The 22,289-nt window shown below is 64.0% G+C and carries 17 protein-coding genes; 10 read left to right on the top strand and 7 right to left on the bottom strand.

Annotated features, from left to right (window positions below):
• The 4 genes from NEZ08_RS05905 to NEZ08_RS05890 are packed head-to-tail and all read left to right on the top strand — an operon-like array spanning position 1 to position 3,466.
• Positions 1-954 carry a branched-chain amino acid ABC transporter permease gene (locus tag NEZ08_RS05905; RefSeq protein WP_298105105.1) on the top strand — a complete coding sequence of 318 codons (954 nt, stop codon included), beginning with the start codon at positions 1-3 and terminating at the stop codon, positions 952-954.
• Entirely contained in the window at positions 951-1,700 is a 750-nt protein-coding gene (locus NEZ08_RS05900; protein ID WP_298105102.1) for an ABC transporter ATP-binding protein, read from the top strand. The genes NEZ08_RS05905 and NEZ08_RS05900 overlap by 4 nt, the downstream gene beginning before the upstream one ends.
• Positions 1,690-2,424 (top strand): ABC transporter ATP-binding protein, encoded by a 735-nt coding sequence (locus NEZ08_RS05895; protein WP_298105099.1) that lies wholly within the window; start codon positions 1,690-1,692, stop codon positions 2,422-2,424. Before NEZ08_RS05900 ends, NEZ08_RS05895 begins: the two co-directional genes overlap by 11 nt.
• Positions 2,425-2,437: 13 nt before the next feature.
• Positions 2,438-3,466: a cobalamin-independent methionine synthase II family protein gene (locus NEZ08_RS05890; protein WP_298105096.1), complete on the top strand. Its 1,029-nt coding sequence runs from the start codon at positions 2,438-2,440 to the stop codon at positions 3,464-3,466.
• A gap of 8 nt (positions 3,467-3,474) precedes the next feature.
• Here the strand turns inward: NEZ08_RS05890 and NEZ08_RS05885 are convergent, their stop codons facing one another.
• A complete protein-coding gene (locus NEZ08_RS05885; RefSeq protein WP_298105093.1) occupies positions 3,475-6,756 on the bottom strand; it encodes an efflux RND transporter permease subunit in 3,282 nt (1,093 codons plus the stop codon).
• 196 nt (positions 6,757-6,952) lie between these two features.
• Between NEZ08_RS05885 and NEZ08_RS05880 the strand changes: the two genes are divergently transcribed.
• Complete coding sequence (locus tag NEZ08_RS05880) at positions 6,953-7,507, top strand: DUF3617 family protein (protein ID WP_298105090.1); 555 nt, start codon at positions 6,953-6,955, stop codon at positions 7,505-7,507.
• 56 nt (positions 7,508-7,563) lie between these two features.
• On the opposite strand, the gene NEZ08_RS05875 is transcribed toward NEZ08_RS05880, so the two are convergent.
• Positions 7,564-8,094 carry a cytochrome b gene (locus NEZ08_RS05875; protein ID WP_298105087.1) on the bottom strand — a complete coding sequence of 177 codons (531 nt, stop codon included), beginning with the start codon at positions 8,092-8,094 and terminating at the stop codon, positions 7,564-7,566.
• Positions 8,095-8,411: 317 nt separating this feature from the next.
• Between NEZ08_RS05875 and NEZ08_RS05870 the strand changes: the two genes are divergently transcribed.
• On the top strand, positions 8,412-10,025 hold the full coding sequence (locus tag NEZ08_RS05870) for a chloride channel protein (protein WP_298105080.1): 1,614 nt from the start codon (positions 8,412-8,414) through the stop codon (positions 10,023-10,025).
• A gap of 578 nt (positions 10,026-10,603) precedes the next feature.
• Here NEZ08_RS05870 and NEZ08_RS05865 read toward each other — a convergent pair.
• The 5 genes from NEZ08_RS05865 to NEZ08_RS05845 are packed head-to-tail and all read right to left on the bottom strand — an operon-like array spanning position 10,604 to position 16,025.
• Complete coding sequence (locus NEZ08_RS05865) at positions 10,604-12,136, bottom strand: ABC transporter ATP-binding protein (protein ID WP_298105078.1); 1,533 nt, start codon at positions 12,134-12,136, stop codon at positions 10,604-10,606.
• Positions 12,137-12,817: a cysteine hydrolase family protein gene (locus NEZ08_RS05860; protein ID WP_298105075.1), complete on the bottom strand. Its 681-nt coding sequence runs from the start codon at positions 12,815-12,817 to the stop codon at positions 12,137-12,139.
• An 11-nt stretch (positions 12,818-12,828) separates the two neighbouring features.
• The gene (locus NEZ08_RS05855; protein WP_298105073.1) at positions 12,829-13,755 is read right to left on the bottom strand and encodes an ABC transporter permease; all 927 of its coding nucleotides are present in this window, start codon (positions 13,753-13,755) and stop codon (positions 12,829-12,831) included.
• A 54-nt stretch (positions 13,756-13,809) separates the two neighbouring features.
• Positions 13,810-14,919 carry an ABC transporter permease gene (locus NEZ08_RS05850; RefSeq protein WP_298105070.1) on the bottom strand — a complete coding sequence of 370 codons (1,110 nt, stop codon included), beginning with the start codon at positions 14,917-14,919 and terminating at the stop codon, positions 13,810-13,812.
• Complete coding sequence (locus NEZ08_RS05845; RefSeq protein WP_298105068.1) at positions 14,916-16,025, bottom strand: BMP family ABC transporter substrate-binding protein; 1,110 nt, start codon at positions 16,023-16,025, stop codon at positions 14,916-14,918. The genes NEZ08_RS05850 and NEZ08_RS05845 overlap by 4 nt, the downstream gene beginning before the upstream one ends.
• A gap of 440 nt (positions 16,026-16,465) precedes the next feature.
• On the opposite strand from NEZ08_RS05845, the gene NEZ08_RS05840 reads away from it, so the two are divergent.
• The 4 genes from NEZ08_RS05840 to NEZ08_RS05825 all read left to right on the top strand — a co-directional run bounded on the left by NEZ08_RS05840 (position 16,466) and on the right by NEZ08_RS05825 (position 21,986).
• The gene (locus NEZ08_RS05840; protein ID WP_298105065.1) at positions 16,466-17,155 is read left to right on the top strand and encodes a cysteine hydrolase family protein; all 690 of its coding nucleotides are present in this window, start codon (positions 16,466-16,468) and stop codon (positions 17,153-17,155) included.
• 112 nt (positions 17,156-17,267) lie between these two features.
• Positions 17,268-18,983 carry a PQQ-binding-like beta-propeller repeat protein gene (locus NEZ08_RS05835; protein WP_298105063.1) on the top strand — a complete coding sequence of 572 codons (1,716 nt, stop codon included), beginning with the start codon at positions 17,268-17,270 and terminating at the stop codon, positions 18,981-18,983.
• Positions 18,984-18,996: 13 nt separating this feature from the next.
• The gene (locus NEZ08_RS05830; RefSeq protein ID WP_298105061.1) at positions 18,997-20,352 is read left to right on the top strand and encodes a cytochrome c; all 1,356 of its coding nucleotides are present in this window, start codon (positions 18,997-18,999) and stop codon (positions 20,350-20,352) included.
• Positions 20,353-21,050: 698 nt separating this feature from the next.
• Positions 21,051-21,986 (top strand): ABC transporter substrate-binding protein, encoded by a 936-nt coding sequence (locus NEZ08_RS05825; protein WP_298105059.1) that lies wholly within the window; start codon positions 21,051-21,053, stop codon positions 21,984-21,986.
• Positions 21,987-22,289: the final 303 nt, after the last annotated feature.

Below are 22,289 nucleotides of genomic sequence, written 5' to 3'. Positions count from 1 at the left end.
ATGAAACGCAATGCCATCGCGTTCTGGGGCTTTGCCCTGTTGTTTCTCGCCGCAATTCTGCTGTCGGCGCAGTTTGTCGCCAACGAATACTGGTTCTTTGCGGGCTACGTCATCCTGCAATTCATCGTGCTTTCGGTGGCCTGGAGCATTCTGGGCGGCTACGCCGGCTATGTGAATTTCGGTACCAGCGCGTTTTTCGGCGTCGGGGTCTACACGGCGGTGTTTCTGGTCAGCGCGATCGGAGCGCCGCTTGCACTGCAGATCGCGGTCGCCGCGATTGTCGGCGCGGTCATGGGCTTTGCAGTCGGCCTTTTGACGCTGCGCATGCAGGGCATCTTCTTTTCGATCGCGACGATCGCCGTGACCATCGTTGTGGAAACCACGGTGACCAACTGGCGCTCTCTCGGCGGCGCCGCCGGCATCCAGATCCAGCGGCCGCCGGTGACCGCGCCATTCCACAGCTATGTGCAGATGCTGGTCTTCGTCCAGGCGCTGCTCGTGGTGCTTTCGGTTGCGATCTCGCGCTACATCCAGAACTCCTGGATCGGCCGCGGCCTTCAGGCGCTGCGGGATGATGAACTGGCCGCGGAATGCACCGGCGTGCCCACGCTGCGGCTGAAGATGACGGCCTGCGTGATTTCCGGCGCATTGATGTGCGCGGCCGGGGCGCCGGGGGCGATGTATCTGCAATATGCCGATCCTGCCTCGGCCTTCAACCTGAACTACTCGGTATCGGTGCTCGCGATGGCCCTGATCGGCGGCACCGCGCATTGGATCGGGCCGGTGATCGGCGCCATCCTGCTCGGCGTGACCCAGCAGCTCCTGACCGTTACCATTTCCTCGGAAGTGAACGTATTGGTGCTCGGCGTCATGCTGGTGCTGTTCGTGGTCGGTGCGCCCGAAGGCATCATCGGTCTGTTCCGAAAAGGTCGGCGTTCGGAGGGCAAGGCATGACCGCCGGCGATACGACTTTGGCCCCTTTGCTGCGCATCGGTGCCTTGACCAAGCGCTTCGGCGGCTTCACCGCGCTCGACAACGTCAGCGTCGACATCAGACCCGGCGAGCGGTTCGGGCTGATCGGCCCCAACGGCTCCGGCAAGACCACGCTGATCAATTGCATCTCCGGCGCCTTCCGCACCGATCCCGCGACCGTCGTCTTCAACGGCGAGGATATCACCCGCCTGCCGCCGCATGTCCGCACCCGACGCGGGATCGCGCGCAGCTTCCAGATTCCGCGTCCTTTCCGCAGCATGACGGTGATCGAAAACCTGATGGTGGCAGCCGACTTCACCAGCGCCACGCATCTGCGGCTCACGGCCGAGGCCCATCGCGACCAGGCAATGGCGATCCTTCGCGAGATGGGACTGGCCGCCAAGGCGGAGGCGCGCGTCACCGGCTTGAGCCAGGTCGAGCTGCGCAAGATGGAGCTCGCGCGCGCGATGGCGACGCGGCCCAAACTGCTGATCTCCGACGAAGCAATGGCCGGGCTTTCCGGCTCGGAAGTCGACGAGGTGCTCGATCTGCTGCTGAAGCTCGCCGGCGAATCCATCACCATCATCATGATTGAACACATCATGCAGGCCGTGATGCGTTTCTCCGAGCGAATCATGTGTCTGGACGCCGGCAGGATCATCGCCATCGGACAGCCGTCCGAGGTCATGGCCAATGCGCGGGTGCAGGAGGCCTATCTTGGCACTTAGCCTCGCAATCCGCGATCTCGATGCCGGATACGGCGCGGTGAAGGCGCTACGCGGCGTCTCGCTCGACGTGGCGACCGGCGAAACGGTGGCGCTGCTCGGCACCAACGGGAACGGCAAGAGCACGCTGATGAAATGCATCATGGGCCTGGTGCGGCCGTGGCGCGGCAGCGTCTCTCTCACAATCGACGGCGCGACGCACGATCTCGCCAGGATGTCGCCGGAGGCGATCGTCGACCTCGGCGTGGCGCTGGTTCCGGAGGGGCGGCGGCTGTTCCCGCGGCTGACGGTGTCGGAAAATCTGATGCTGGGGGCCTTCCGCCGTGCCGCACGCCGCGACATCGCGCGCAACCTCGCGCTGGCCTTCGACGCCTTTCCGGTCCTGAAGGAGCGCGCCGGGCAGCTCGCCGGCACCATGTCGGGCGGGCAGCAGCAGATGCTGGCCATCGCGCGCGCCATGATGTCATCGCCGCGGCTGCTCCTGATCGACGAGCCTTCGGTGGGGCTGTCGCCGCTATTGGTCTCGCAGATGATTACCAAGATCGGCGAACTCGGCGAGCGCTTCGATCTCACCGTGCTGATGGCCGAGCAGAACTTCAATCAGGCAGTGCGCATTGCCGATCGCGGCTATATCATCGTCCACGGCGAGATCGTGGTCGCGGCCAATGTCGACGAATTGCACGGCAACGACATCGTCAAGCGGCTTTATCTCGGCGGCAGCGTGTGAGTTCGGAGTTGTAATGACCGCGAAACTATTGCCCACCACGGTCGTCGGCAGCTATCCACAGCCGGACTGGCTGGTCGACCGCCAGATGCTGTCGAAGGGCGTGGCGCGGGTGCGGCTCGATCTGTGGCGCGTGGCAGAACCGTTTCTCGAGCAGGCGCAGGAAGACGCCACTCTGCTGGCGATCCGCGACATGGAGCGCGCCGGCATCGACGTCATTACCGACGGGGAGGTACGGCGGGAAAGCTACTCCAACCGCTTTGCGACCGCGCTCGAAGGCATTTCCGCCGGCCAGCCGGGCGAAGTGATCTCCAAGGCCGGCCTGGCGACGGCCGTACCGCGCGTGGTCGGTCCGATCAGGCGGACCCATGCGGTCGAAGTGCGCGACATGGAATTTCTTCGTCGCAATACCGAGAGGCTCGCAAAAATCACGCTGCCGGGTCCGTTCACGATGAGCCGGCAGGCGGTCAACGAGTATTACAAAGACGACGACGAGATGGTGATGGATTTTGCCGCTGCCGTGAACGCCGAAGCGCGCGACCTCGAACAGGCCGGCGCCGACGTGATCCAGCTCGATGAGCCGTGGCTGCGCCAGGATCCGACTGCGGCCAAGCGCATCGCGGTGAAAGCGATCGACCGCGCCCTCGATGGCCTCAAGGCCACGACCGTCGTGCATCTCTGTTTCGGCTATGCGGCGATCGTCAAGGGCGAGAAGCCGGTCGGCTATTCCTTCTTGAGCGAACTCGGCGCCTGCTGCGCCGATCAGATTTCGATCGAGGCGGCGCAGCCGAAGCTCGACCTCGGCGTGCTCGCCGACCTTGCGCCGAAGAAGATCATGCTCGGCGTGATCGATCTTGCCGATCCGGACGCGGAGACGCCGGCGATCGTGGCGAACCGCATTCGTGCCGGGTTGGAATACCTTCCGCCAGAGCGGCTGGTGCCGGCCCCGGATTGCGGCATGAAGTATCTTTCGCGCGAGCTGGCCTTTGCAAAATTGAAGGCGCTCGCGGACGGCGCCGCCATCGTGCGAAGCGAGTTAGGGTAGGAATAAGCCTATTCGCCGGGGACGAGACCGCGCTGCCGCCTCCGTTGGCGCCAATGCCGCGCGCGATCGAGATAGAGATAGACGACCGGCGTCGTATAGAGCGTCAGGATCTGGCTCAGGATCAGCCCGCCAAAAATCGCGATCCCGAGCGGCTGGCGGAATTCGCTGCCCTCGCCGAGCCCGATCATCAGCGGCAACGCGCCGAACAGAGCGGCCATGGTCGTCATCATGATCGGGCGGAAGCGCATCACGCAGGCTTCGAAGATCGCGTCCTGCGACGACAGCCCGCGCAAGCGCTCGGCATCGAGCGCGAAATCGATCATCATGATCGCGTTCTTCTTCACGATGCCGATCAGGAGAATCACGCCGATCATCGCGATGATGTCGAATTCGGTGTGGGACAGCATCAAGGCTGCGACGGCGCCGACGCCCGCCGAAGGGAGCGTGGACAGGATCGTGAGCGGATGAATGTAGCTCTCGTAGAGCATGCCGAGCGAAATGTAGATCGTCGCGAGCGCGGCCAGGATCAGGAACGGCTCGTTCGCCAGCGACTGCTGAAAGATCTTCGCGGCGCCGGAAAACCCGCCGCGAATATCAGCCGGCATGCCGATCCTGGTCATCGTCGCTTCGATCGCGGCCGCGCCTGTGCTCAAAGCGACGCCCGGTGGCAGGTTGAAGGAGACGGTGTTCGATACCAGACCATCCTGATGGTTGACCGAGAGCGGGGTTTCGCCTTGCATGAAGCGGGCGACGCTTGCGAGCGGTATCATCGTCTCCACGCTGGTCGAAACCGCCGTTCCGGTGGACGACACCCCCTTGCCGGACGCGCCGATCGAGTTGGTCGCCTGGTTTCGTACGGCATTCGCGGCGATCGCGGTGATCGAGTTGGGCTGTGACGGCGAGGCAATCGTGCCGGCCACCGCGTTGGTCGTTTGCGAACCGGTAGCGGGGCCGCCGACGGTGCTGATCCAGACATCGCGTAACGTCTCCGGATTTTGCCAATAGGCCGGCGTCACCTCCATGACCACGTGATACTGGTTGCGCGCCACGTAAATCGTCGAGACCTGTCGCTGCCCGAAGGCATCATAGAGCGTGTTGTCGATTTGGCTGACCGTGATACCGAGCTGGGCGGCGGCGTCTCGATCGATGATGAGGTTGGATTGCAGCGCCTTGTTCTGCTGATCGCTGGAGACATCGACCAATTCGTGCACACCCTTGAGCGCCGCGACGAGCTTTGGCGTCCATTCATTCAGCTCGTCGGAGGTCGAGCCTTGCAGCGTGTATTGATAGGCGGCATTGCCGGAACGGCCACCCGCGCCGAGATCGCCGATCGATTGCAGGAACAGCGTGGCTCCGGCAACCGCCGAAAGCTCGCCGCGCAGCCGCTCGATCACGCGCTCCGCCGATATACCGCGTTCGCGGATGGGCTTTAGTGACGCGAACACCGTGCCGGTATTGACGGCGGCGCCGGGGCCCGGCCCGCTGCCGCCGGTAAACCCGACCGCGGTGTCGACCGCCGGATCCTTTTTGACGATATCGATGAACTGCATCAGCTTCTGTCTCATCAGCTGGAACGACGTGTGCTGGTCAGCCTGGATCGACCCGATCAGCAGCCCGGTATCCTGCTGCGGCACAAAGCCCTTCGGAACGACGCGGTAGAGGTGGAAGTTCAGGAAGAGGGTCGCGGCCAATGTCAGCATCACCAGAAGCGGGTGGCGCAAGGCTATCGAAAGCGTCCACCGATAGCCGTTCAGCATGGCCTCGAAGACATATTCGCTGATCCGGTAAATCCGGCCGTGCGGCGCCTCGCGGTCGCCGCGCAGCAGCACGGCGCACATCATCGGCGTTGTGGTCAGCGAAACCACGAGCGAGATCGCAATCGCGATCGTCACCGTCATGGCGAATTCGCGAAACAGCCGCCCGACCAGTCCGCCCATCAGCAGGATCGGGACAAACACCGCGACCAGCGATACGCTCATCGACAGAACCGTAAAGCCGACCTCGCGCGCGCCAAGCAGCGTGGCTTCCATTCGAGCCATTCCGGCATCCATGTGGCGGGCGATGTTTTCGAGCACGACGATAGCGTCGTCGACGACGAATCCGGTGGCGACCGTCAGCGCCATCAGCGAGAAGATATCGAGGCTGTAGCCCAGTACGTACATCACGGCGAGCGTCGCCACGAGCGACACCGTGACGGCGGCGACCGGGATGAGCGTCGCGCGCGCATTACGCAGGAATGCGAACACGACGAGAATCACCAGCGCCACGGCGATGAGCAGCGTGATTTCGACGTCCCTGAGCGAAGCGCGGATCGTCTTCGAACGGTCGACGGCAAGATTGATGTCGATCGCAGGCGAGACGGACGCCTTCAGTTGCGGCATCAGCGCCTTTACCCGGTCGACCATCTGGATGATGTTGGCCCCCGGCTGCCGGTACACGATCATCATCACCGCCGGCTTGCCGTTGGAGAGGCCGAGCGTGCGGACATTTTCGACCGAGTCGACGACCTCCCCGACGTCCGACAGGCGCACCGGCGCGCCCTTGCGGTATGCAACGATCAGCGACTTGTATTCATCGGCCTTGCTGGCCTGGTCGTTGGAATAGATCTGGTATCGGTGGCTGTCGACGTCGATGCCGCCCTTCGGGCTGTGCGCGTTTGTCGAGGCGAGCGCGGCCCGAACGTCTTCGAGGCCAATACCGTATTTGTAGAGAGCCGGCGGCAGCAACTCGACGCGCACGGCCGGCAGCGATCCGCCGCTGACGGCGACTTCGCCGACGCCCTCGATCTGCGACAGCTTCTGGGCAAGCACAGTCGAGGCGGCGTCGTAGAGATCGGCCGGCACCAGCGTGTCCGAGGTCAGGGTGTAGATCAGGATCGGCGCCGAAGCCGGGTTGAATTTGCGGTAGGTCGGATTGCTGCGCAGGCTGCTCGGCAGATCGGCACGCGCCGCGTTGATCGCCGCCTGTACGTCGCGCGCGGCACCATTGATGTCGCGGCCGATCTCGAATTGCAGGTTGACGCGCGCCGAGCCCAGCGTGCTGGTCGATGTCATCTCGGTGACATCGGCGATCTGGCCGAGGTGGCGCTCAAGCGGGCTTGCGACCGTGATGGCCACATCGGCCGGGCTGGCGCCCGGCAGCGTCGCCTGTACCGAAATCGTGGGAATGTCGACATCGGGCAGCGGCGAGACCGGCAGCTTGAAAAATGCGATCGCGCCGGCCACCACCAGTCCGAACGACAACAGCGTCGTCGCGACCGGCCGGCGGATAAACGGGGCAGAGAGGTTCATGAGATGCGCGATCGTCGTTGCCGGTCAGCTTCTATCTGGCAACGTCCCGATGCAAAAGCCCTCACAATGTCACACAAAATCGCCACATGGCTGCCTCAAAGGGAGGCCTCGACACGCCCGGGATTTCGCCTGCGGCACTCGTTGCGCCGAGCGACGGTATTGATAGGAAATTGCCGATGAGGCGAGGATGGCATCCATGAGATCCGGTCAACGTCGGTCGCCCGGCACAGGTAATTCAAGCGCCGCCTTCTGTATCGGTGCGGTCGTCAGCCTGCTGTTCGTCGTCCAGGCCGCCGCCGATGACGCGCCGGCCCGCAAGGCCGGCCTGTGGGAGATCAAAACCACGATCGGGGGCCACGCCGTCACCGTGAAGCAATGTATCGATGCGGCGACCGACCGGATGCTGCAATCGAGCACCGGTCCTCTCTCCGCGCAGGCCTGCCCGTCCCGTCAGGTCAGCAAATCCGACAGCGGGTTCACGATCGAGTCCCGATGCAGTTTCAACGGCAAGCCGGCCAGTGCACGCGCGGTTGTCACCGGCAGTTTCGACAGCGCCTACACCATGACAGTGACGGCGGAAGGCAAGGACCTGCCGGCGGCCAGGATGACGATGGAGGGCAAGTGGCTGGGGGCCTGTGCCGCGGATCAAAAGCCCGGCGACGTCATCATGTCGAACGGCGTCAAGGTCAATGTTCCGGATTTGCAGAAGCGCGCCCTCGCGCCGGATGCGGCTACGCAGTCCGACAAGTAGCCACGGTCACCGAAGCGAAGCGGCCCACGGCAGTCCGGCCGGGCCGCTTCCGAGACTTAGCCGGGAAGCATGCGCTGCATGACGCGATCGCGATAGACGAACAGGTGAGCGAGCGCAGCGAGAACGTGAAAACCGACGAAGACCAGCAGGGTCCATTCCGCCGCCTGATGCAGGCCGTCGATCGCCTTGCCGGCGGCCGCATTGTCGCCCGCGAGCATTGGGAGCGGAAACAGATAGAAGTAGGAAACGCTCCAGCCGCGAAATGACGCAAACAGCCAGCCCGACAGGGTGGTCGCGAGTACCAGGACGTAGAGCATCCAGTGCACGAGTTCGGAGCTCAGCCTCTGCCAGGGAGGCAGGGAGCTTTCGGGTGCCACCGGATGCGTCAGCCGCCAGACGAAGCGCAGCAGAATGACCAGAAGAATCGTGATGCCGAACGAAATGTGGAAGACCATCCCCTTGCCGGGCTGCTGGCCGCGGTGGAGGTCCGGCATCAGCCAGCCGATCAGATATTGCACGATCAGGAGCGCGACGATCAGCCAATGAAAGACCTTGGCCGTCGTCCCGTATTGCAGGCGAGGAAGCATGGGTGGGAGAGCCTTCTGCGATTGAACCATGGCGGGCTGACCGAAGGATATAGCGAGATGCTGCGCAGATGTTAAGCGGCTGGAGCCGGTTGATCCCGGCGATGGCTCTGGTGGAGTTGAATTGACATTCGCCACCCACCGCGCCGCCTCCGGGTGAAAAGCCTGCACTGATCGGAACTGGCAGCCTTGCCGGCTGTTTCCGTAGGCCTTGTTGCGAGTCCACGCCGGGAGCCGTTCGTGTTGAAGATCATTCGTCTGGTTGCCGATCAGCCTCTCAACGGGGTGCTTCAGGCGAAGAGGGTCCGTGGCATCGTTCCATGAGGCGCTGGTGGGCCATCGAGAATGACGGCTCCCCTCAACCGAACGTGTTGGGAAGCGGGAGTTTCCGGGTTCTCTCGCTTCAGTTCTGGGCGATGGCGATCGCCACAGGTGTCGGCGCCGGTCTAGGTGGAGGCCTGCTGATGCGCCTGCTGCGTGCCGTCCAGCACGCAGCCTGGCCTTATCGCGCCGGCGACAACTTTCTCGCCGCGGTCCAACACGCAAGCCCGACCCGGATATTGCTGGTCGTCACGGGTGCAGGATGTGTTGCGGGCATTTCGCGTTTCATTTTGCGTCAGGGCATTTTGCACCAGGGAAGCGGTCACGGCGGCGAACTCGCCCAGAAAATCTGGTTCAGCAACGGGCGGCTTTCGCCTTTCCCAACTGTCCTGCGCGCGGTGACCTCCATTGTCATCGTCGGTCTCGGCGCCTCGCTCGGTCGCGAAGCCGCGCCGAAACAAATCGGGGCGCTGGCGGCGAGCGTACTGGCGCAGTGGGCGTCTCTTCCGAACAGCCAGCGCCGCCTGTTGAGCGCTTGCGGCGCGGGTGCGGGCATTGCGGCCGTCTACAACGTGCCGTTCGGCGGAGCGATTTTCGCTCTCGAAGTATTGCTTGGCACGATCTCCCTCCCGCTCGTGCCTCCCGCTCTGGCAACCGCGGTGGTTGCCACCGCGGTCTCGTGGCTGCTCTTGCCCAACGAGCCGACCTATCAGATCCCATTTTATTCAGTCAGCTCCAGTCAAATGGTCTGGTCGGCGGTTGCGGGTCCGATCATCGGAATGGTTGCGGTCTTCTACGTTCGGCTGATCTCGATGGCCGATGTCATGAAATCCGGGCGGCTGTTTTCTCTCGTTGCCCCTCTCACCGTCTTTGCTGCGCTTGGTGCGACGGCCATCGCCTTTCCCCATCTCCTCGGCAACGGAAAGGATGTGGTTCAGATGATGTTTGCCGGGCAGCCTGGTCTTGCACTGGTATTGGCAATCCTGGTGCTCAAGCCGCTCGCGACGGCAGCGTGCCTCGCCAGCGGCGCTCCCGGCGGCTTGTTTACTCCGACGTTCACCCTGGGCGCTTTGCTGGGCGGCGCGTTGGGACAGATATGGCTCTTCGGATGGCCGGGCGCTCCGCCGGGAAGCTTTGCCATCATCGGAGCCTGCGCGCTTCTTGCGGCGGCAACGCAAGGTCCGGTGTCGGCCGTCGTCCTTACGCTCGAATTGACGCGGCGTCTCGACACGCTGATGGTGCCGGTGATCCTGGCCACGGCCGGTGCCGTCGGGGTAGCCCGGATGATCGAATCACGATCGCTGTATTCCGCGCGGATTCATCTTGGGCGGGCCGCCGTGGCGCGGTTGCCGGGCACGGTATCGACCGCGGCAAAGCTGAGCGAATTGCAGCGATCGCTGCTCGACACCGGGAGGCGGTCGGTCTCGGTTGTTGATGAAAGCGGAACGCCCGTCGGCGAGGTTACGCGGGACTGCGCAGTGCGCCCTTCGCCAAACGCCCTGCCGCTGGAAACTGCAACCGCGGCGGATTTCGTTACCGCGGGCGAGACGGGAACTATGCCGATCCCTCTGCCTGCGCGCTCACGGCGAACTGCGCCTCGGAAATCCCGGTAGTCCTGTCAGCGCATAGGCGCGTGGCGTGGGTTTGCTGCCATGACAGATGCTGTCTCGGCGTTGATTTCGCTTCACGCCCGGCGACTAAAGTCGCCAATTCCGGCAGTCTTCGCCTGTTTGCGAATTTGCTTGGCCGTCTTCATGCGGGTCAATTTCACGTTGCCGTCCGGGTTTCCGGCCGCGCCGGAAGCCCGCGTCATCGCTTTTGTTCCGGCTGCGGTTGAACCCATTGAACGAATAGAGGTTCCGGGCGTTGTGCAGGCAGGCTGCGGGCTTGCGTGACGTCGCGTTATGTTTTCGTGGGAAGAGATCAGTAGTTTTGGTTCGTTGCGCGAGCGGGATCGTTTCTTGACGTGGATGCGGGGCCAGATCGCAGGCGGTCTGGCGGAGGAGGTTGGAACGCCTCTCACTGGCCCGTTCGGCACGGGCGACAGATGGTTCCGACATGTACCAACGGGGACGCTTTGGCGTCTCGTGCCGGACGACAATCCTCACGGGCCGGGCTTCTGGTCAGTTCGCGAGCAGGCCGCGTAGCGAGAAGTCGCGCGCCTCGGTATGCGACGTTCTGCGACAACCCGTCAGTGTCCCGCCATGTGGCGGCCGACTTCCGTCAGGTCGGCTTCGCTGGCGCGCGCCTCGTAGACCAGCTGGCCATGAAACATCACCACGAGACGATCCGACAACTCCAGTAGTTCGTCGAGGTCCTCGCTGACCAGCAGCACGGCCGCGCCGCGGTTGCGCGCCGCCATGATCTCGGCACGGATCTGAGCGACGGCGGCGAAATCGAGCCCAAAGCACGGGTTGGCGGCAATCAGCACCGCGACGTCGCCTCCGAGTTCGCGCGCGAGCACTGCGCGCTGCACGTTGCCGCCCGAGAGCGCCGAGATCGGCATGTCGGGGCCGCGGGTCTTGATCTTGTAGCGGCTGATCTTCTTCTCGGCATCGCTGCGGAAGGCGCCGCGGTTGAGCCACCATCCGCCCAAGGCAAACGGCGCGCGGTCGAATTTGCGAAGGGCGATGTTGTCGGCAACACTCATGCCACCGACGCAGGCGTTTTTCAGCGGCTCTTCCGGCAACAGCGACATCCGGTGCCGGCGCATTTCCTCGCGGCTCGCATGATAGGCCTCGCCGGCGACGCGGATTTCGCCGCGCTCGGCTTCGCGCTGGCCGGCCAGCACTTCGACAAGCTGGCGCTGGCCGTTGCCGGAGACGCCGGCGATGCCGACGATTTCGCCGCCGCGTACCGCAAGAGAAACCTCGTTCACGGCAACCGCGCCGGCGTCGTCAAGCGCGCAGAGCTTGTCCAGCTCGAGCCGCACGCCTCCGGTCTCGCCTGAACGCGGCGGCTGGATGGTCAGTTCTTCGGCGCCGATCATGGCGCGCGCCATCGCATCCGGCGTCAGTTCCTTGACGAGGCCTTTGCCTGCAAGCTTGCCACGGCGCAGGATAGTCACCTCGTCGGCGAACGCCATCACCTCGCGGAACTTGTGCGTGATCATCAGGATGGTCAGTTCGCCGCCTTCGACCATCTTGCGCAGCAGGCCGAGCACCTCGTCGGCCTCGCCGGGCGTCAGCACCGAGGTCGGTTCGTCGAGGATCAAAAAGCGCCGCTTCAGATAAAGCTGCTTGAGGATCTCACACTTCTGCCGTTCGCCGGCGGAGATGTCGGAGACGCGGGCATTGAGCGGCACCCTGAACGGCATCCGCGCCAGGAACGCTTCCAGTTCCTTCCGTTCCTTCGGCCAGTCGACCACGCCCGGCACGTTGTCGCGCGCCAGCACCAGGTTTTCGGCGACCGTCATCGCCGGCACCAGCGTGAAATGCTGGTAGACCATGCCGAGACCCAGCGCATGCGCGTCCTTCGGGTTGGCGATCGCCTGCTCGCGATCGCCGACAATGATCTGTCCTTCGGTGGCGTGATAATAGCCCATGATGCATTTGACGAGCGTGCTCTTGCCCGCGCCGTTCTCGCCGAGCAGCGCATGCAGCGTTCCGGACCGGACCCTCAGTTCGACATCATCAAGCGCCAGGAAATCGCCGAAGCGCATGGTCATGGCGATGGCGTCGATGCCGAAGGCACCTCGCGGCGGTGGTATCTCGCCGACAAGCACTTAGATCGCTCCGATCAGGTCGGCGGATCTCGCCACCGCGCCGAACACGCCGCCCTGCATCTTGATCATCTTGAGGGCGTGGTCGTGATTGCCCTTGTCTGTGGCGCCGCAGCAGTCCTCGAGCAACACGCATTCGAAGCCGCGGTCGTTGGCCTCGCGCATGGTGGTGTGAACGCAGACGTCGGTGGTGATGCCGGTCAGAACGATGTTCTCGATGCCGCGCACGCGCAATATCAATTCAAGGTCGGTGGCGCAGAACGACCCCTTGCCGGGCTTGTCGATGATCGGCTCGCCCGCTTTTGGCGCCAGCTCCGGAATGATCTCCCAGCCGGGTTCGCCGCGCACGAGAATCCGTCCGCACGGTCCGGGATCGCCGATACCGGCGCCGATCTGCCGCGAGCGCCAGCGCTTGTTGGCAGGCAGGTCGGACAGATCGGGGCGATGTCCCTCGCGGGTGTGGATGATGTGGTAACCCTTCTGGCGCATCGCCTCGAGCACGCGCTTGATCGGCTCGATCGGCGCGCGGGTCAGCGACAGGTCGTAGCCCATCTTATCGACATATCCGCCGACGCCGCAGAAATCGGTCTGCATGTCGATGATGATCAGCGCCGTATTCTGCGGCCGAAGGTTGCCGTCATACGGCCAGGCATAAGGCTCGGACTTGATAAAGCGCTCGGGCATGAAGGCCTCGTTTACCTCGTGATCGAGAGTTCAGCGGGTGCGCCGGTCAGCATGCGCTTCGGCGAGCAGGTGATGATCATGATCGCCAGCGTCAGGAAATAAGGCGCGGCGTTGAACAGATGATAGCCGAAGGTGACGCCGACCGATTGCAGCGCCGGGCCAAGCGCCGCCGCTCCGCCAAAGGCGAGCGAGGCCCAAAGGCACAGCATCGGATCCCAGCGCGCGAAGATCACGAGCGCGACTGCGGTGATACCTTGTCCCGACGATAGACCTTCATTCCAGCTGCCGGGATAGAACAGCGACAGGAACGAGCCGCCGATGCCGGCGAGGAACCCGCCGACCATGGTGGCGCGCAGGCGGATCAGCAGCACCGAGTGGCCCATGGCGCGCGCGGCATCCGAGCTTTCGCCGGTCGTGCGGATCAAAAGACCCCAGCGCGTGGCGCGGAACGCCCAATACAGAACGGGTGCGAGCGCCACGCCGAACAGAAACAGCACGTTGACGCGCAGCGCCGCCTTGACCTGCGGAATATCGCTCCACCAGCCGAAATCGATCGCCGGCAATCTTGGAGCCGTCGGCTCGATCAGCGGCTTGCCGAGAAAGAAGGCGAGGCCGGTGCCGAACAGCATCAGGGCAATGCCGACCGCAACGTCATTGACGCGCGGCAGTGAGCAGATGCCGGCATGGAGCGCGCCGAGCAGCGCGCCGGTGATGCCGGCTGAGAGAACGCCGATCCACGGCGAGCCGCTGAAATAAGAGATGCCGTAGGCGCTCATCGCGCCCATGACCAGCGTGCCTTCAAGGCCGAGGTTGATGCGGCCGGAGCGCTCGGTGATGCATTCGCCCAGGCTGACGAACAGAAACGGCGTGGAGACGCGGATGGCGCCGCCGATCACGGCGAGCGGCACGGTCCAGAGTCCGATTCCTGCGTCAGCCATGCCGCCTGCCTCTCACGGTCAGTTGCGATGTCGCTTGCAACGCCACCTGCAACATCACCTGCCTTTCAAAAAGCCGATCCGGCCGTAGAGCGCGTCGCTCGCCAGCACGAACACGAAGATGATGCCTTGCAGCACCAGCACCGAGGCATCGGGCAGGCCGAGTCTGCGCTGCAACAGGCCTCCGCTCGCGCCGATGCCGCCAATCAGGACCGCGACCGGAATGACGGCGAGCGGATTTTGCCGCGCCAGAAACGCGACCAGGATTCCGGTAAAGCCATAGCCGGCGGCGAGGTTGGCATTGGTGCGGCCCTGCACGGCGGCGACCTCGACCATGCCGGAAAGCCCGGCGCAGGCACCGGCGAGAAAGCAGATGGTCAGGACCAATTTGCCCACCGAGAGGCCGACGATTTTCGCGGCGCGGATATTGCCGCCGGCGACGCGCACCGCAAAGCCGAAGGTGGTGTGATAGATCAGAATGTAGGAAACGGTCGCGGCGATCAGGCCGAACACCAGGCCCCAATGCACCTCGGTGCCGGGGATGGAGCCGATCATGTTGGCCGCGCCGATCTCGCGGGTCGACGGCTTGTTGAGGCTCGCGGGATCGCGCATCGGTCCTTCGACGAGGTGATTGAGAATGGCGAGCGCAATATAGACGAGCAGCAGGCTCGATATCGTCTCGTTGACGCCGCGATATTGCCGCAAGGCCCCCGTGAGCATGATCCACAGGCCGCCGCCGATCATGCCGGCTGCTGCCATTGCGAGCTGGACGGCGAGCGGCGGCGCCGAAGGCATCACGAGCGCGGCGGAAGTTGCCGACAATGCACCGATCAACAGCGCGCCTTCACCGCCGATGATGACCATGCCGAGCTGCGCGGGCAGCGCGGTGCAGAGCGCGGTGAGGATCAACGGCGCGGCGCGCGTCAAGGTGTTCTGCCAGGAGAACCAGGTGCCGAACGCGCCGCGATACATGTAGAAATAAAGGTCGAACGGGTTCTTGCCGAACAGCGCGACAAAGATGCCGAAGACCACAAGCGCGCCGGCCAGCGCCGCGCCCGGGATCAGGATGTATTCGATGGTTGCGCCGAAGCGCTGAAGGAATCCGGCGTCGGACGCCGGAGCGATGTGCCCGACGGCCTCCACCGGATCAACGGCTTCAGAGGTCACGCAGTCGCTCCGATCACGCCCTCGACCAGATAGTCCATCTTCTCGAGCTCGGGATCCTTCTGGCCGCGTTCGGTGCCGGCGGCGATGACGGTCTTGCCCTTGTTGTCGACCAGCGGGCCCTTGAAGATGGTCAGCCCCGTCGCCATGAACTTGGCCTTGACCTCGTCGGCGTGCTTGCGCGCCGTTTCCGAAACCGCCGGACCGTAAGGCGACACCTTGACGATCTCTTCCTTCAGACCACCTCGGTAGAAGTTCGGAATGCCTTCGCCGGAAGCCATCATCTTGACGAATTTCGGATAGAGCGCCTCCCAGTTCCACTCGGCGCCGGTAAGATAGGCCTTCGGCGCCAGCGGGGCCTGGTTGACGTGATAGCCGCAGACAAAGGCGCCGCGGCGGGCGGCGTTCTCCACCATGGTCTTCGGGCCGTCGACGTGACAGGTCAGAACGTCCACGCCCTGATCGATCAGGCTGTTGGTGGCCTCGGCTTCCTTCACCGGCATCGACCAGTCGCCGGTGAAGATCACCTGCGTGGTGGCTTTCGGGTTGGCGAGCCTGGCGCCGAGCGTGAACGCGTTGATGTTGCGCAGCACCTGCGGGATCGGCTTGGCCGCGACGAAGCCGAGCTTGCCGCTCTTCGAGGTATGGCCGGCGACGATGCCGGCGATATATTGCGCCTCGTCGATATAGCCGAAATAGCTGCCGGCATTTTTCGGGTCCTTGTCGGTCCACAGGCCCCCGCAGTGCTCGAAACGCACCTTCGGGTACTTGCTCGCGGTCTTCTTGACGTGCGGATTGTAGTAGCCGAACGAGGTCGGAAACAGCAGCGTCGCGCCGTCGAGATTGATCATCGACTCCATGGTCTTTTCGACCGCGTCGGTCTCCGGCACCTTCTCTTCTTCAATCACCTTGAGGCCTGGCATCTTCTTCAGCACGGCGGCGCCGGCCGCATGCGCCTGGTTGTAGCCGTAGTCGTCGCGCGAGCCGACATAGATGAAGCCGATCGTGGTGTCGGCAGCGGCGGCACTACGTGCGCCGAGCGCCGTGCCGAGTGTCAGCGCCGCGCTTCCCTGCAACAGGCGCCGTCGTGAAATGCTGCTGAAATCCATTTTGACTACTCCCCGTGCGGATCATTCCCGCTGCCATCTGTTGGCCTCGACCGGTCGGCAGGGCCCAGCAGAGCGTGTCGCAAGCTTCGTGCCAGAACGCAGTTTCGCGTATCTGTCTGGTTTGATTGGCAAAAGACTCGCGCAGGGCGACGGGGCGCATTTGCGCTGATTAAAAACACGGCAGATTCCTTGAATTGTATGCGAGAGACTTGAGCAATCGGGGAGTCGAGGCCGCGCCGCACGGTGCGGAGCCGGGACTCGACAGCCGGAACGCCCAAAAACCAGGCGGGCGGCCGAGAGCGGGTTGAGGGGGACCAGGCAAATCGGGATTCCAAAATCCTGCGGCCGCGATTCCGGCGCCCTTTAATTTAGAGCCGGCAGCGCCCTTGGCACGCCGCTTGCTGCTCCACGGGTATCGAGACGGGAGGGCAAGAGACGTCGTGAACAAACCCGGGAAAGGCGTTCTGAAGGCGGAGCCCGCGCCGATCGAACTCGACTTCGCGAAAACGGCGCTGGTCATCATCGACATGCAGCGGGATTTTCTGGAGCCCGGCGGCTTTGGCGAGACGCTGGGCAACGATGTCTCACAGCTGTCGCGTGCAGTGAAGCCGGTTGCGGCGGTGCTGACCGCTGCCCGCGAGGCGGGCCTGCTCGTCGTTCACACCCGCGAGGGGCACTTGCCTGACCTCTCCGACGCGCCTCCGGCCAAGGTAGAGCGCGGCGCACCTTCCTTGCGCATCGGCGATTCCGGCCCGATGGGACGGATCCTCATTCGCGGCGAGGCTGGGCATGACATCATTGCCGCGCTCTACCCGCGCGAGGGTGAGATCGTGATCGACAAGCCGGGGAAGGGCGCCTTCTACGCCACCGGGCTCGGCGATGAGCTGAAGCGGCACGGTATCGAGAACCTTCTGGTGTGCGGCGTGACGACCGAGGTCTGCGTTCACACCACCGTGCGCGAAGCCAACGACCGCGGCTATCGCTGCATCGTGCTCGGTGACGGCTGCGCGTCGTATTTTCCGGAATTCCACGAGACGGGGCTGAAGATGATCAAGGCCCAGGGCGGCATTTTCGGCTGGGTCAGCGACTCGGCTTCGCTGCTGGAGACGATGAGGGCAGCGCAGGAGTGAAAGTCGTTCGCGCCGCTCACTTCAATTTCTTTTGAATGAAACGTCTCATAGCAACGTTCGAAGCACGGCGCCGTTCCCTTCCCACAAATCCGAAAGATCGGGAGGTTCGCTCATGCTACGTTCGTTGCAGATGGCGCTGATGGCCAGCGCCGCCGTTGTCGCGTTCACTGGATCCGGTCTTGCCGCCTCGGACACATCGCAGCCGGAGTCCCGGCAGCCGCAGGCTTCGTCCGGGCAATCCGGCCCGTCCTCGCAAGCGCTGGTGGATGCCGCCAAGGATACCGCGAACTGGATTCTGCCCGCAGGCGATTACAGCGACAATCGCCAGCTCGCGGAAAACGAGATCAGCAAGGAAAACGTCGACCAGATGAAGGTGGCGTGGACCTTCAAGATTCCGGGCAACGGCCCGACCGAGACCTCGCCGATCGTCTGGGACGGCATGGTCTACATCACCTCGAACCGCGACGACATTTACGCGCTCGACGCCAAAACCGGCGAGCTGAAATGGAAATACAATCCGAAAGTCGAGCAGCTGACCGGATTTCCGCGCAATCGCGGCGTTGCCGTCTATGACGGCATGGTCTTCATCGGCATGCTTAACGGCCATCTCGCCGCGCTGGACGCCAAGACCGGAAAGGTCATCTGGGACAAGCAGACGGTCGAGGATATCAAGACCAGTTTCTATTCAATGCAGCCGGTTCCCTACAAGGGCAAGATCCTGATGGGCGTGTCGGACGGCGACTGGGGCGGCATCGGCAATATCGCCGCCTTCGATCCAAAAACCGGCAACCGGATATGGCAGTGGGATGCCGTGCCGAAGCCGGGCGAGCCCGGTCATGACAGCTGGAGCGGCGATTCCTGGAAACGCGGCGGCGGCGCGATCTGGAGCGGCGTCGCGATCGATCCCGGCACCGACACGCTCTATGTCAGCACCGGCAATCCGCAGCCCGACTTTCTCGGCGCCGTGCGTGAAGGCAAGAACCTCTACACCAACTCCATGGTCGCGCTCGATATCTCCACCGCACAGCCGAAGATGAAATGGTATCACCAGTTCATCGCCCACGACACGCACGACTGGGATCCGGCGATGCCGCCCGTTCTGTTCACGGGCACCGTCGACGGCAAGCAGATGAAACTTGCCGCAGCCGGAGACAAGGCCGGCAATTTCTGGATCCTCAACGCCGAGAACGGCGATCTCGTCAGCCAGACGCCGGTGAGCTATCAGTTCAACCAGGACACCCCGCCGAAAATCGGCGGCACCAATTATGCCTGTCCGAACACCAATGGCGGGGTCGAGTTCAACGGCGCCGCCTATGATCCGGCGACCAACGCCTTCTACGTGCCGAGCAGCAATCAGTGCGGCTCGTGGACTGCAAACAAGCAGGCCACCTTCGTGGCCGGCCAGTTCTATCTCGGCGGCGGATTTCCAAAGCTGGTGGGGCCGAACAGCGGCTGGTTCAGCGCCATCGACGTCGCGACCGGACTGTTCAACTGGCGCCATCATCTCGATCTGCCCGCCAACGGCGGGGCGCTGGTCATGAACTATCAATCCTCTCGCCGCCCGCAGGAAAAGGAATCGATCGTCTTCACCGGATTGCTGGACGGCCATTTCAATGCCTATGACGCGAACTCCGGCAAGCTGCTCTGGCAGCACGATACCGGGGCCAGCATCATCGCCGCGCCGGCGACCTTCGTCGAAGGCGGCAAGCGCTACGTGCTGGTCGCCTCCGGCGATCCCGGCTTTCTCAAGGTTCCGGAGCTGAAGGTGAGCGGCCCGTCCGTGCTGACCGCATTCGTCTCCGGTGGCCAGAAGCAGGCCGCGCAGTAACGGGGACGCGATGATGAGCTTTCCACGAGCGGCGCGGCGGCGGATCATCGCCGCCGCGCTGGCGATCCTTGCATGTTTTGCCCTTACCGCTCTCGCGCGAGCCGCGGAGCAAACGCGCAATCCGCATCAGGAGGCGATCAAGGCGCTCGCCGATATCGACGCTGCGATTGCGGCGCTGAGTTCGGCCTCCAGTGTGACCGCAACCAATGCCGAGCCCTACAAACAGCAGGCGCAGCGCGCGGCCGAGGCGCTGGCCGGGCCCGGCTCTCAGGCGACTGGCGGCGAGCCGGGCGATCGCGCGGGCGCCATCGCGCATCTTTCCTGGCTCTCTGCGCACGCCGGCGAAAGCGTGTGGGGACCGGCGGTGCAGGGCGCGCTGGTCAACCTGCAAGTGGCGCAAACGCATCTTTCCGATTCCGCAAAGGCCGACGCACTGGAGGAGTTCTGGTCGGCGACCTCGGACGCCTTGCAGTCGCTGCTGGTTGCGGCCGGGCGGTCGTCGGAGCCGGGTGTGCTCGGCGGCCTGCGCGGCGCGCTCTCCACCACCGATCTCGGCGTGCCGCCGGGAGCCAGGGTCATGTCCGGCTGCGCCGCGCCGGATCAGGTCCCGGCGCAATCTCAGCTCTATGGCGTCATCAAGGGCTATCTGACTTATGTGGCCGTTCCGCGCGAGGAGGGGACGACCCGTCTCCCCGAAGCCTTCGGTGTGCGCGATGTCGCGGTTCGCGGCAATGCCATCATCCTGCATAGCGCAGCGGTTGATCCCTCCGGCAAGCTTTGTGCGGATGCGCAGACCGCGGTGGCAACGCCTGCCCCGAAAGATCCTCCCAAATCCGCCGATGCCAATTCAGGTGATCCAAAGTCAGGTGATCCCAACTCGGGCAACGCCAACTCTGCCGACGCCAAATCTGCAGATGCCGCGTCGGCCGACGCCAACTCCGCCGATTTTAAATCCGGTAGCACGTCCGGCGATGTGCCGGCGCTCTACACCGAACAGCAGGCCGAACAGGGCAAGGCCGTGTTCGACAGCAACTGCTCGTCCTGTCACGGCAATCATCTGCAGGGCGGCGCCTCGGCACCGCCGATCGGCGGCGCGGCCTTCCTCAGGAAGGCGAAGATGCTGGAATGGAAAGTGGCGGACATGCGCAACATGGTCGTCAGCGCGATGCCGGCCAATAATCCCGGCTCGCTGTCGCCGGAGCAATATGCCGATGTCCTCGCTTACGTGCTGGCGGTGAACTGCTATCCGGCAGGCAGCAAGCCGTTCCCGACCAGCGATGCACCCGCGCTCGACCAGACGACCCTGCATCAGATCCAGGGCGCGAAAGGCGAGGACTCAACGAACCACACCTGCCCGGTGAAGGAGTGAGGTTGGGCAGAGATACGATGGACGCCTTGGCGCGGCAGGACGGGCGGCGCGAAGGCGATGGTGGCAAGAAAGCCCGATCACCAGAGAAAGCACGAAGCAGCCGTTAAAGCCAATCGCGCAGGGAAGGCCGCATCGCTCCGGCGTACCTGTGGTGACTAACTCGTGTCCTTTTTTCTTTGGACGCGAGGCTGCGGGTGCGCAAGGCATCCGGCTTTCCCTGCGCCCTCTTGCTTCCGAGGGACGATGTAGCGTCGCCCGGGCGACATCTCGCCGCGGGGATGCGGCGGTGTGGCTCGAACAATGGCCGTCATTCGGGGGCGTGCGGAGACGAACCCGGCGATCATTCGTCCGAATCTTCATGCGGCGCGATGGGGCTCGCGCCAAGCGGCGGGCCCTGGAACGACGAACCAGCTGATTTGACAATCCAAGCCAGACATCTCCGCCCGCGTCAGGAACCGGACTTATTGCCGCAAATGGCGGTCTGGCATCAGCTCTTTGCGGGCCGTAAAGTGGACCGCATGTTTCATCCTGCTCGCGTTGCTGATCTTATCCTGCCCATGGGTTCACTCCTGAGCTTACGCAAAATGCGCTTCCTCGCCTCCATCAGCGCGCGGAAGTCCCCCGGGCCCGGCCATGGGAAGGCCCGGCATCGGACCGGGCCGGCGCGCTTGTTCTGCCTCGCATTATTTTCGCTCCTGATGTCAGGGGCGCCGGCGCCCGCCGCCGATACGTTGCGGGTCGGCTTCCAGGCGACCGGCACTTTTGCCTGGGTGCTCGACGTTATCCGCCGCCACGGCCTCGCGGAGCGCGCCGGGCTGGAGCTTCGCGCCAGCGAGTTCGCTTCCCCCGATGCCGGCAAGCTGGCGATCAACAGTGGATCGGTGGATGTCGCGATCTCCGACTGGCTCTGGGTCGCAAGGGAACGGGCGCTCGGCAGCAAGCTCGTGTTCTATCCGTATTCCAGCGCGGTCGGCGCGGTGATGGTGAAGGCGGATTCGCCGATCAAGGATATTTCCGGTCTCAAGGGCCGCGTACTGGCGGTGGCCGGCGGCCCGCTCGACAAGAGCTGGCTTATCGTACGAGCCGCCGCGCTCAAGCGCGGGATCGACCTCAGGCGCGAGACGACGCTGCAATATGGCGCGCCGCCGCTGATGTTCCAGAAAATGCAGCAGGGCGAGGCCGACGCCAATCTCAACTTCTGGAATTTCTGCGCGCGGCTGGAGGCCTCGGGATTCCGCTCGCTGCTCGATGTGCACGACGCCGAGCGCGAACTCGGCGCCGCCGAGCCCATCGCCATGGTCGGCTATGTTTTTCCGGAGGCGTTCGCGAGCACCCACCGCGGCGCGGTCGATCGTTTCCTGGCGATGACCAAGGCCGCCAATGACATTCTGGCGAGTTCGGATGCCGAATGGGACGCGCTGCGTCGGCTGATGAAGGTCCAGGATGAGGCGACATTCCGCGCCTTGCGCGATCGCACACGCGCCGGTCTGCCGAAGCAGCCGCTGGATGCGGAGATTGCCGATGCGGGCAAACTGTTCAGGACGCTCGCAGACCTCGGCGGCCCCGAGCTCGTCGGCCCGGCCAAAGAGCTCGACGTCCATCTCTATTACCACCCTCCCGTCAGCGGAGACTAGTACGCCGATCTGAAGTCCCTGCACCACAAGCGGCGAATTCGATCAGGGACTTCAGGTCGATGAAGCGGTACAGGCATCAATAAGTTAGCTAGTGCCCATGACTTTCCGAGGCGCAACGCGAGCTTCGGAAAGGGGGCACTAGGCTGCCGCCAGGATGGGACTCGACGCATACGACTTCCGATGAAGTGCGGAGGCCGCGGTTCTGATGGATCATCGGCCAGGGACGAAGAGAATCGTCCTTTACTTGGGGAAACAGAGTTGGCGCGCCTCCTGTCGATCATCGCCCTCCTCGCCGTCTGGGCC

Origin of the sequence: Bradyrhizobium sp., from assembly GCF_027451485.1 — a bacterium.
GTDB lineage: Bacteria > Pseudomonadota > Alphaproteobacteria > Rhizobiales > Xanthobacteraceae > Bradyrhizobium.
The sequence above is the reverse complement of the archived record's forward strand: the minus strand, read 5'-3'. Positions and strand labels throughout refer to the sequence as shown.

Coding starts and splice junctions, on each gene's coding strand:
- NEZ08_RS05835 (WP_298105063.1), top strand. CDS start 17,268: ATGCTACGTTCGTTGCAGATGGCGCTGATGGCCAGCGCCGCCGTTGTC.
- NEZ08_RS05870 (WP_298105080.1), top strand. CDS start 8,412: ATGAGGCGCTGGTGGGCCATCGAGAATGACGGCTCCCCTCAACCGAAC.
- NEZ08_RS05900 (WP_298105102.1), top strand. CDS start 951: ATGACCGCCGGCGATACGACTTTGGCCCCTTTGCTGCGCATCGGTGCC.
- NEZ08_RS05830 (WP_298105061.1), top strand. CDS start 18,997: ATGAGCTTTCCACGAGCGGCGCGGCGGCGGATCATCGCCGCCGCGCTG.
- NEZ08_RS05855 (WP_298105073.1), bottom strand. CDS start 13,755: ATGGCTGACGCAGGAATCGGACTCTGGACCGTGCCGCTCGCCGTGATC.
- NEZ08_RS05845 (WP_298105068.1), bottom strand. CDS start 16,025: ATGGATTTCAGCAGCATTTCACGACGGCGCCTGTTGCAGGGAAGCGCG.
- NEZ08_RS05875 (WP_298105087.1), bottom strand. CDS start 8,094: ATGCTTCCTCGCCTGCAATACGGGACGACGGCCAAGGTCTTTCATTGG.
- NEZ08_RS05860 (WP_298105075.1), bottom strand. CDS start 12,817: ATGCCCGAGCGCTTTATCAAGTCCGAGCCTTATGCCTGGCCGTATGAC.
- NEZ08_RS05885 (WP_298105093.1), bottom strand. CDS start 6,756: ATGAACCTCTCTGCCCCGTTTATCCGCCGGCCGGTCGCGACGACGCTG.
- NEZ08_RS05890 (WP_298105096.1), top strand. CDS start 2,438: ATGACCGCGAAACTATTGCCCACCACGGTCGTCGGCAGCTATCCACAG.
- NEZ08_RS05880 (WP_298105090.1), top strand. CDS start 6,953: ATGAGATCCGGTCAACGTCGGTCGCCCGGCACAGGTAATTCAAGCGCC.
- NEZ08_RS05825 (WP_298105059.1), top strand. CDS start 21,051: ATGTCAGGGGCGCCGGCGCCCGCCGCCGATACGTTGCGGGTCGGCTTC.
- NEZ08_RS05905 (WP_298105105.1), top strand. CDS start 1: ATGAAACGCAATGCCATCGCGTTCTGGGGCTTTGCCCTGTTGTTTCTC.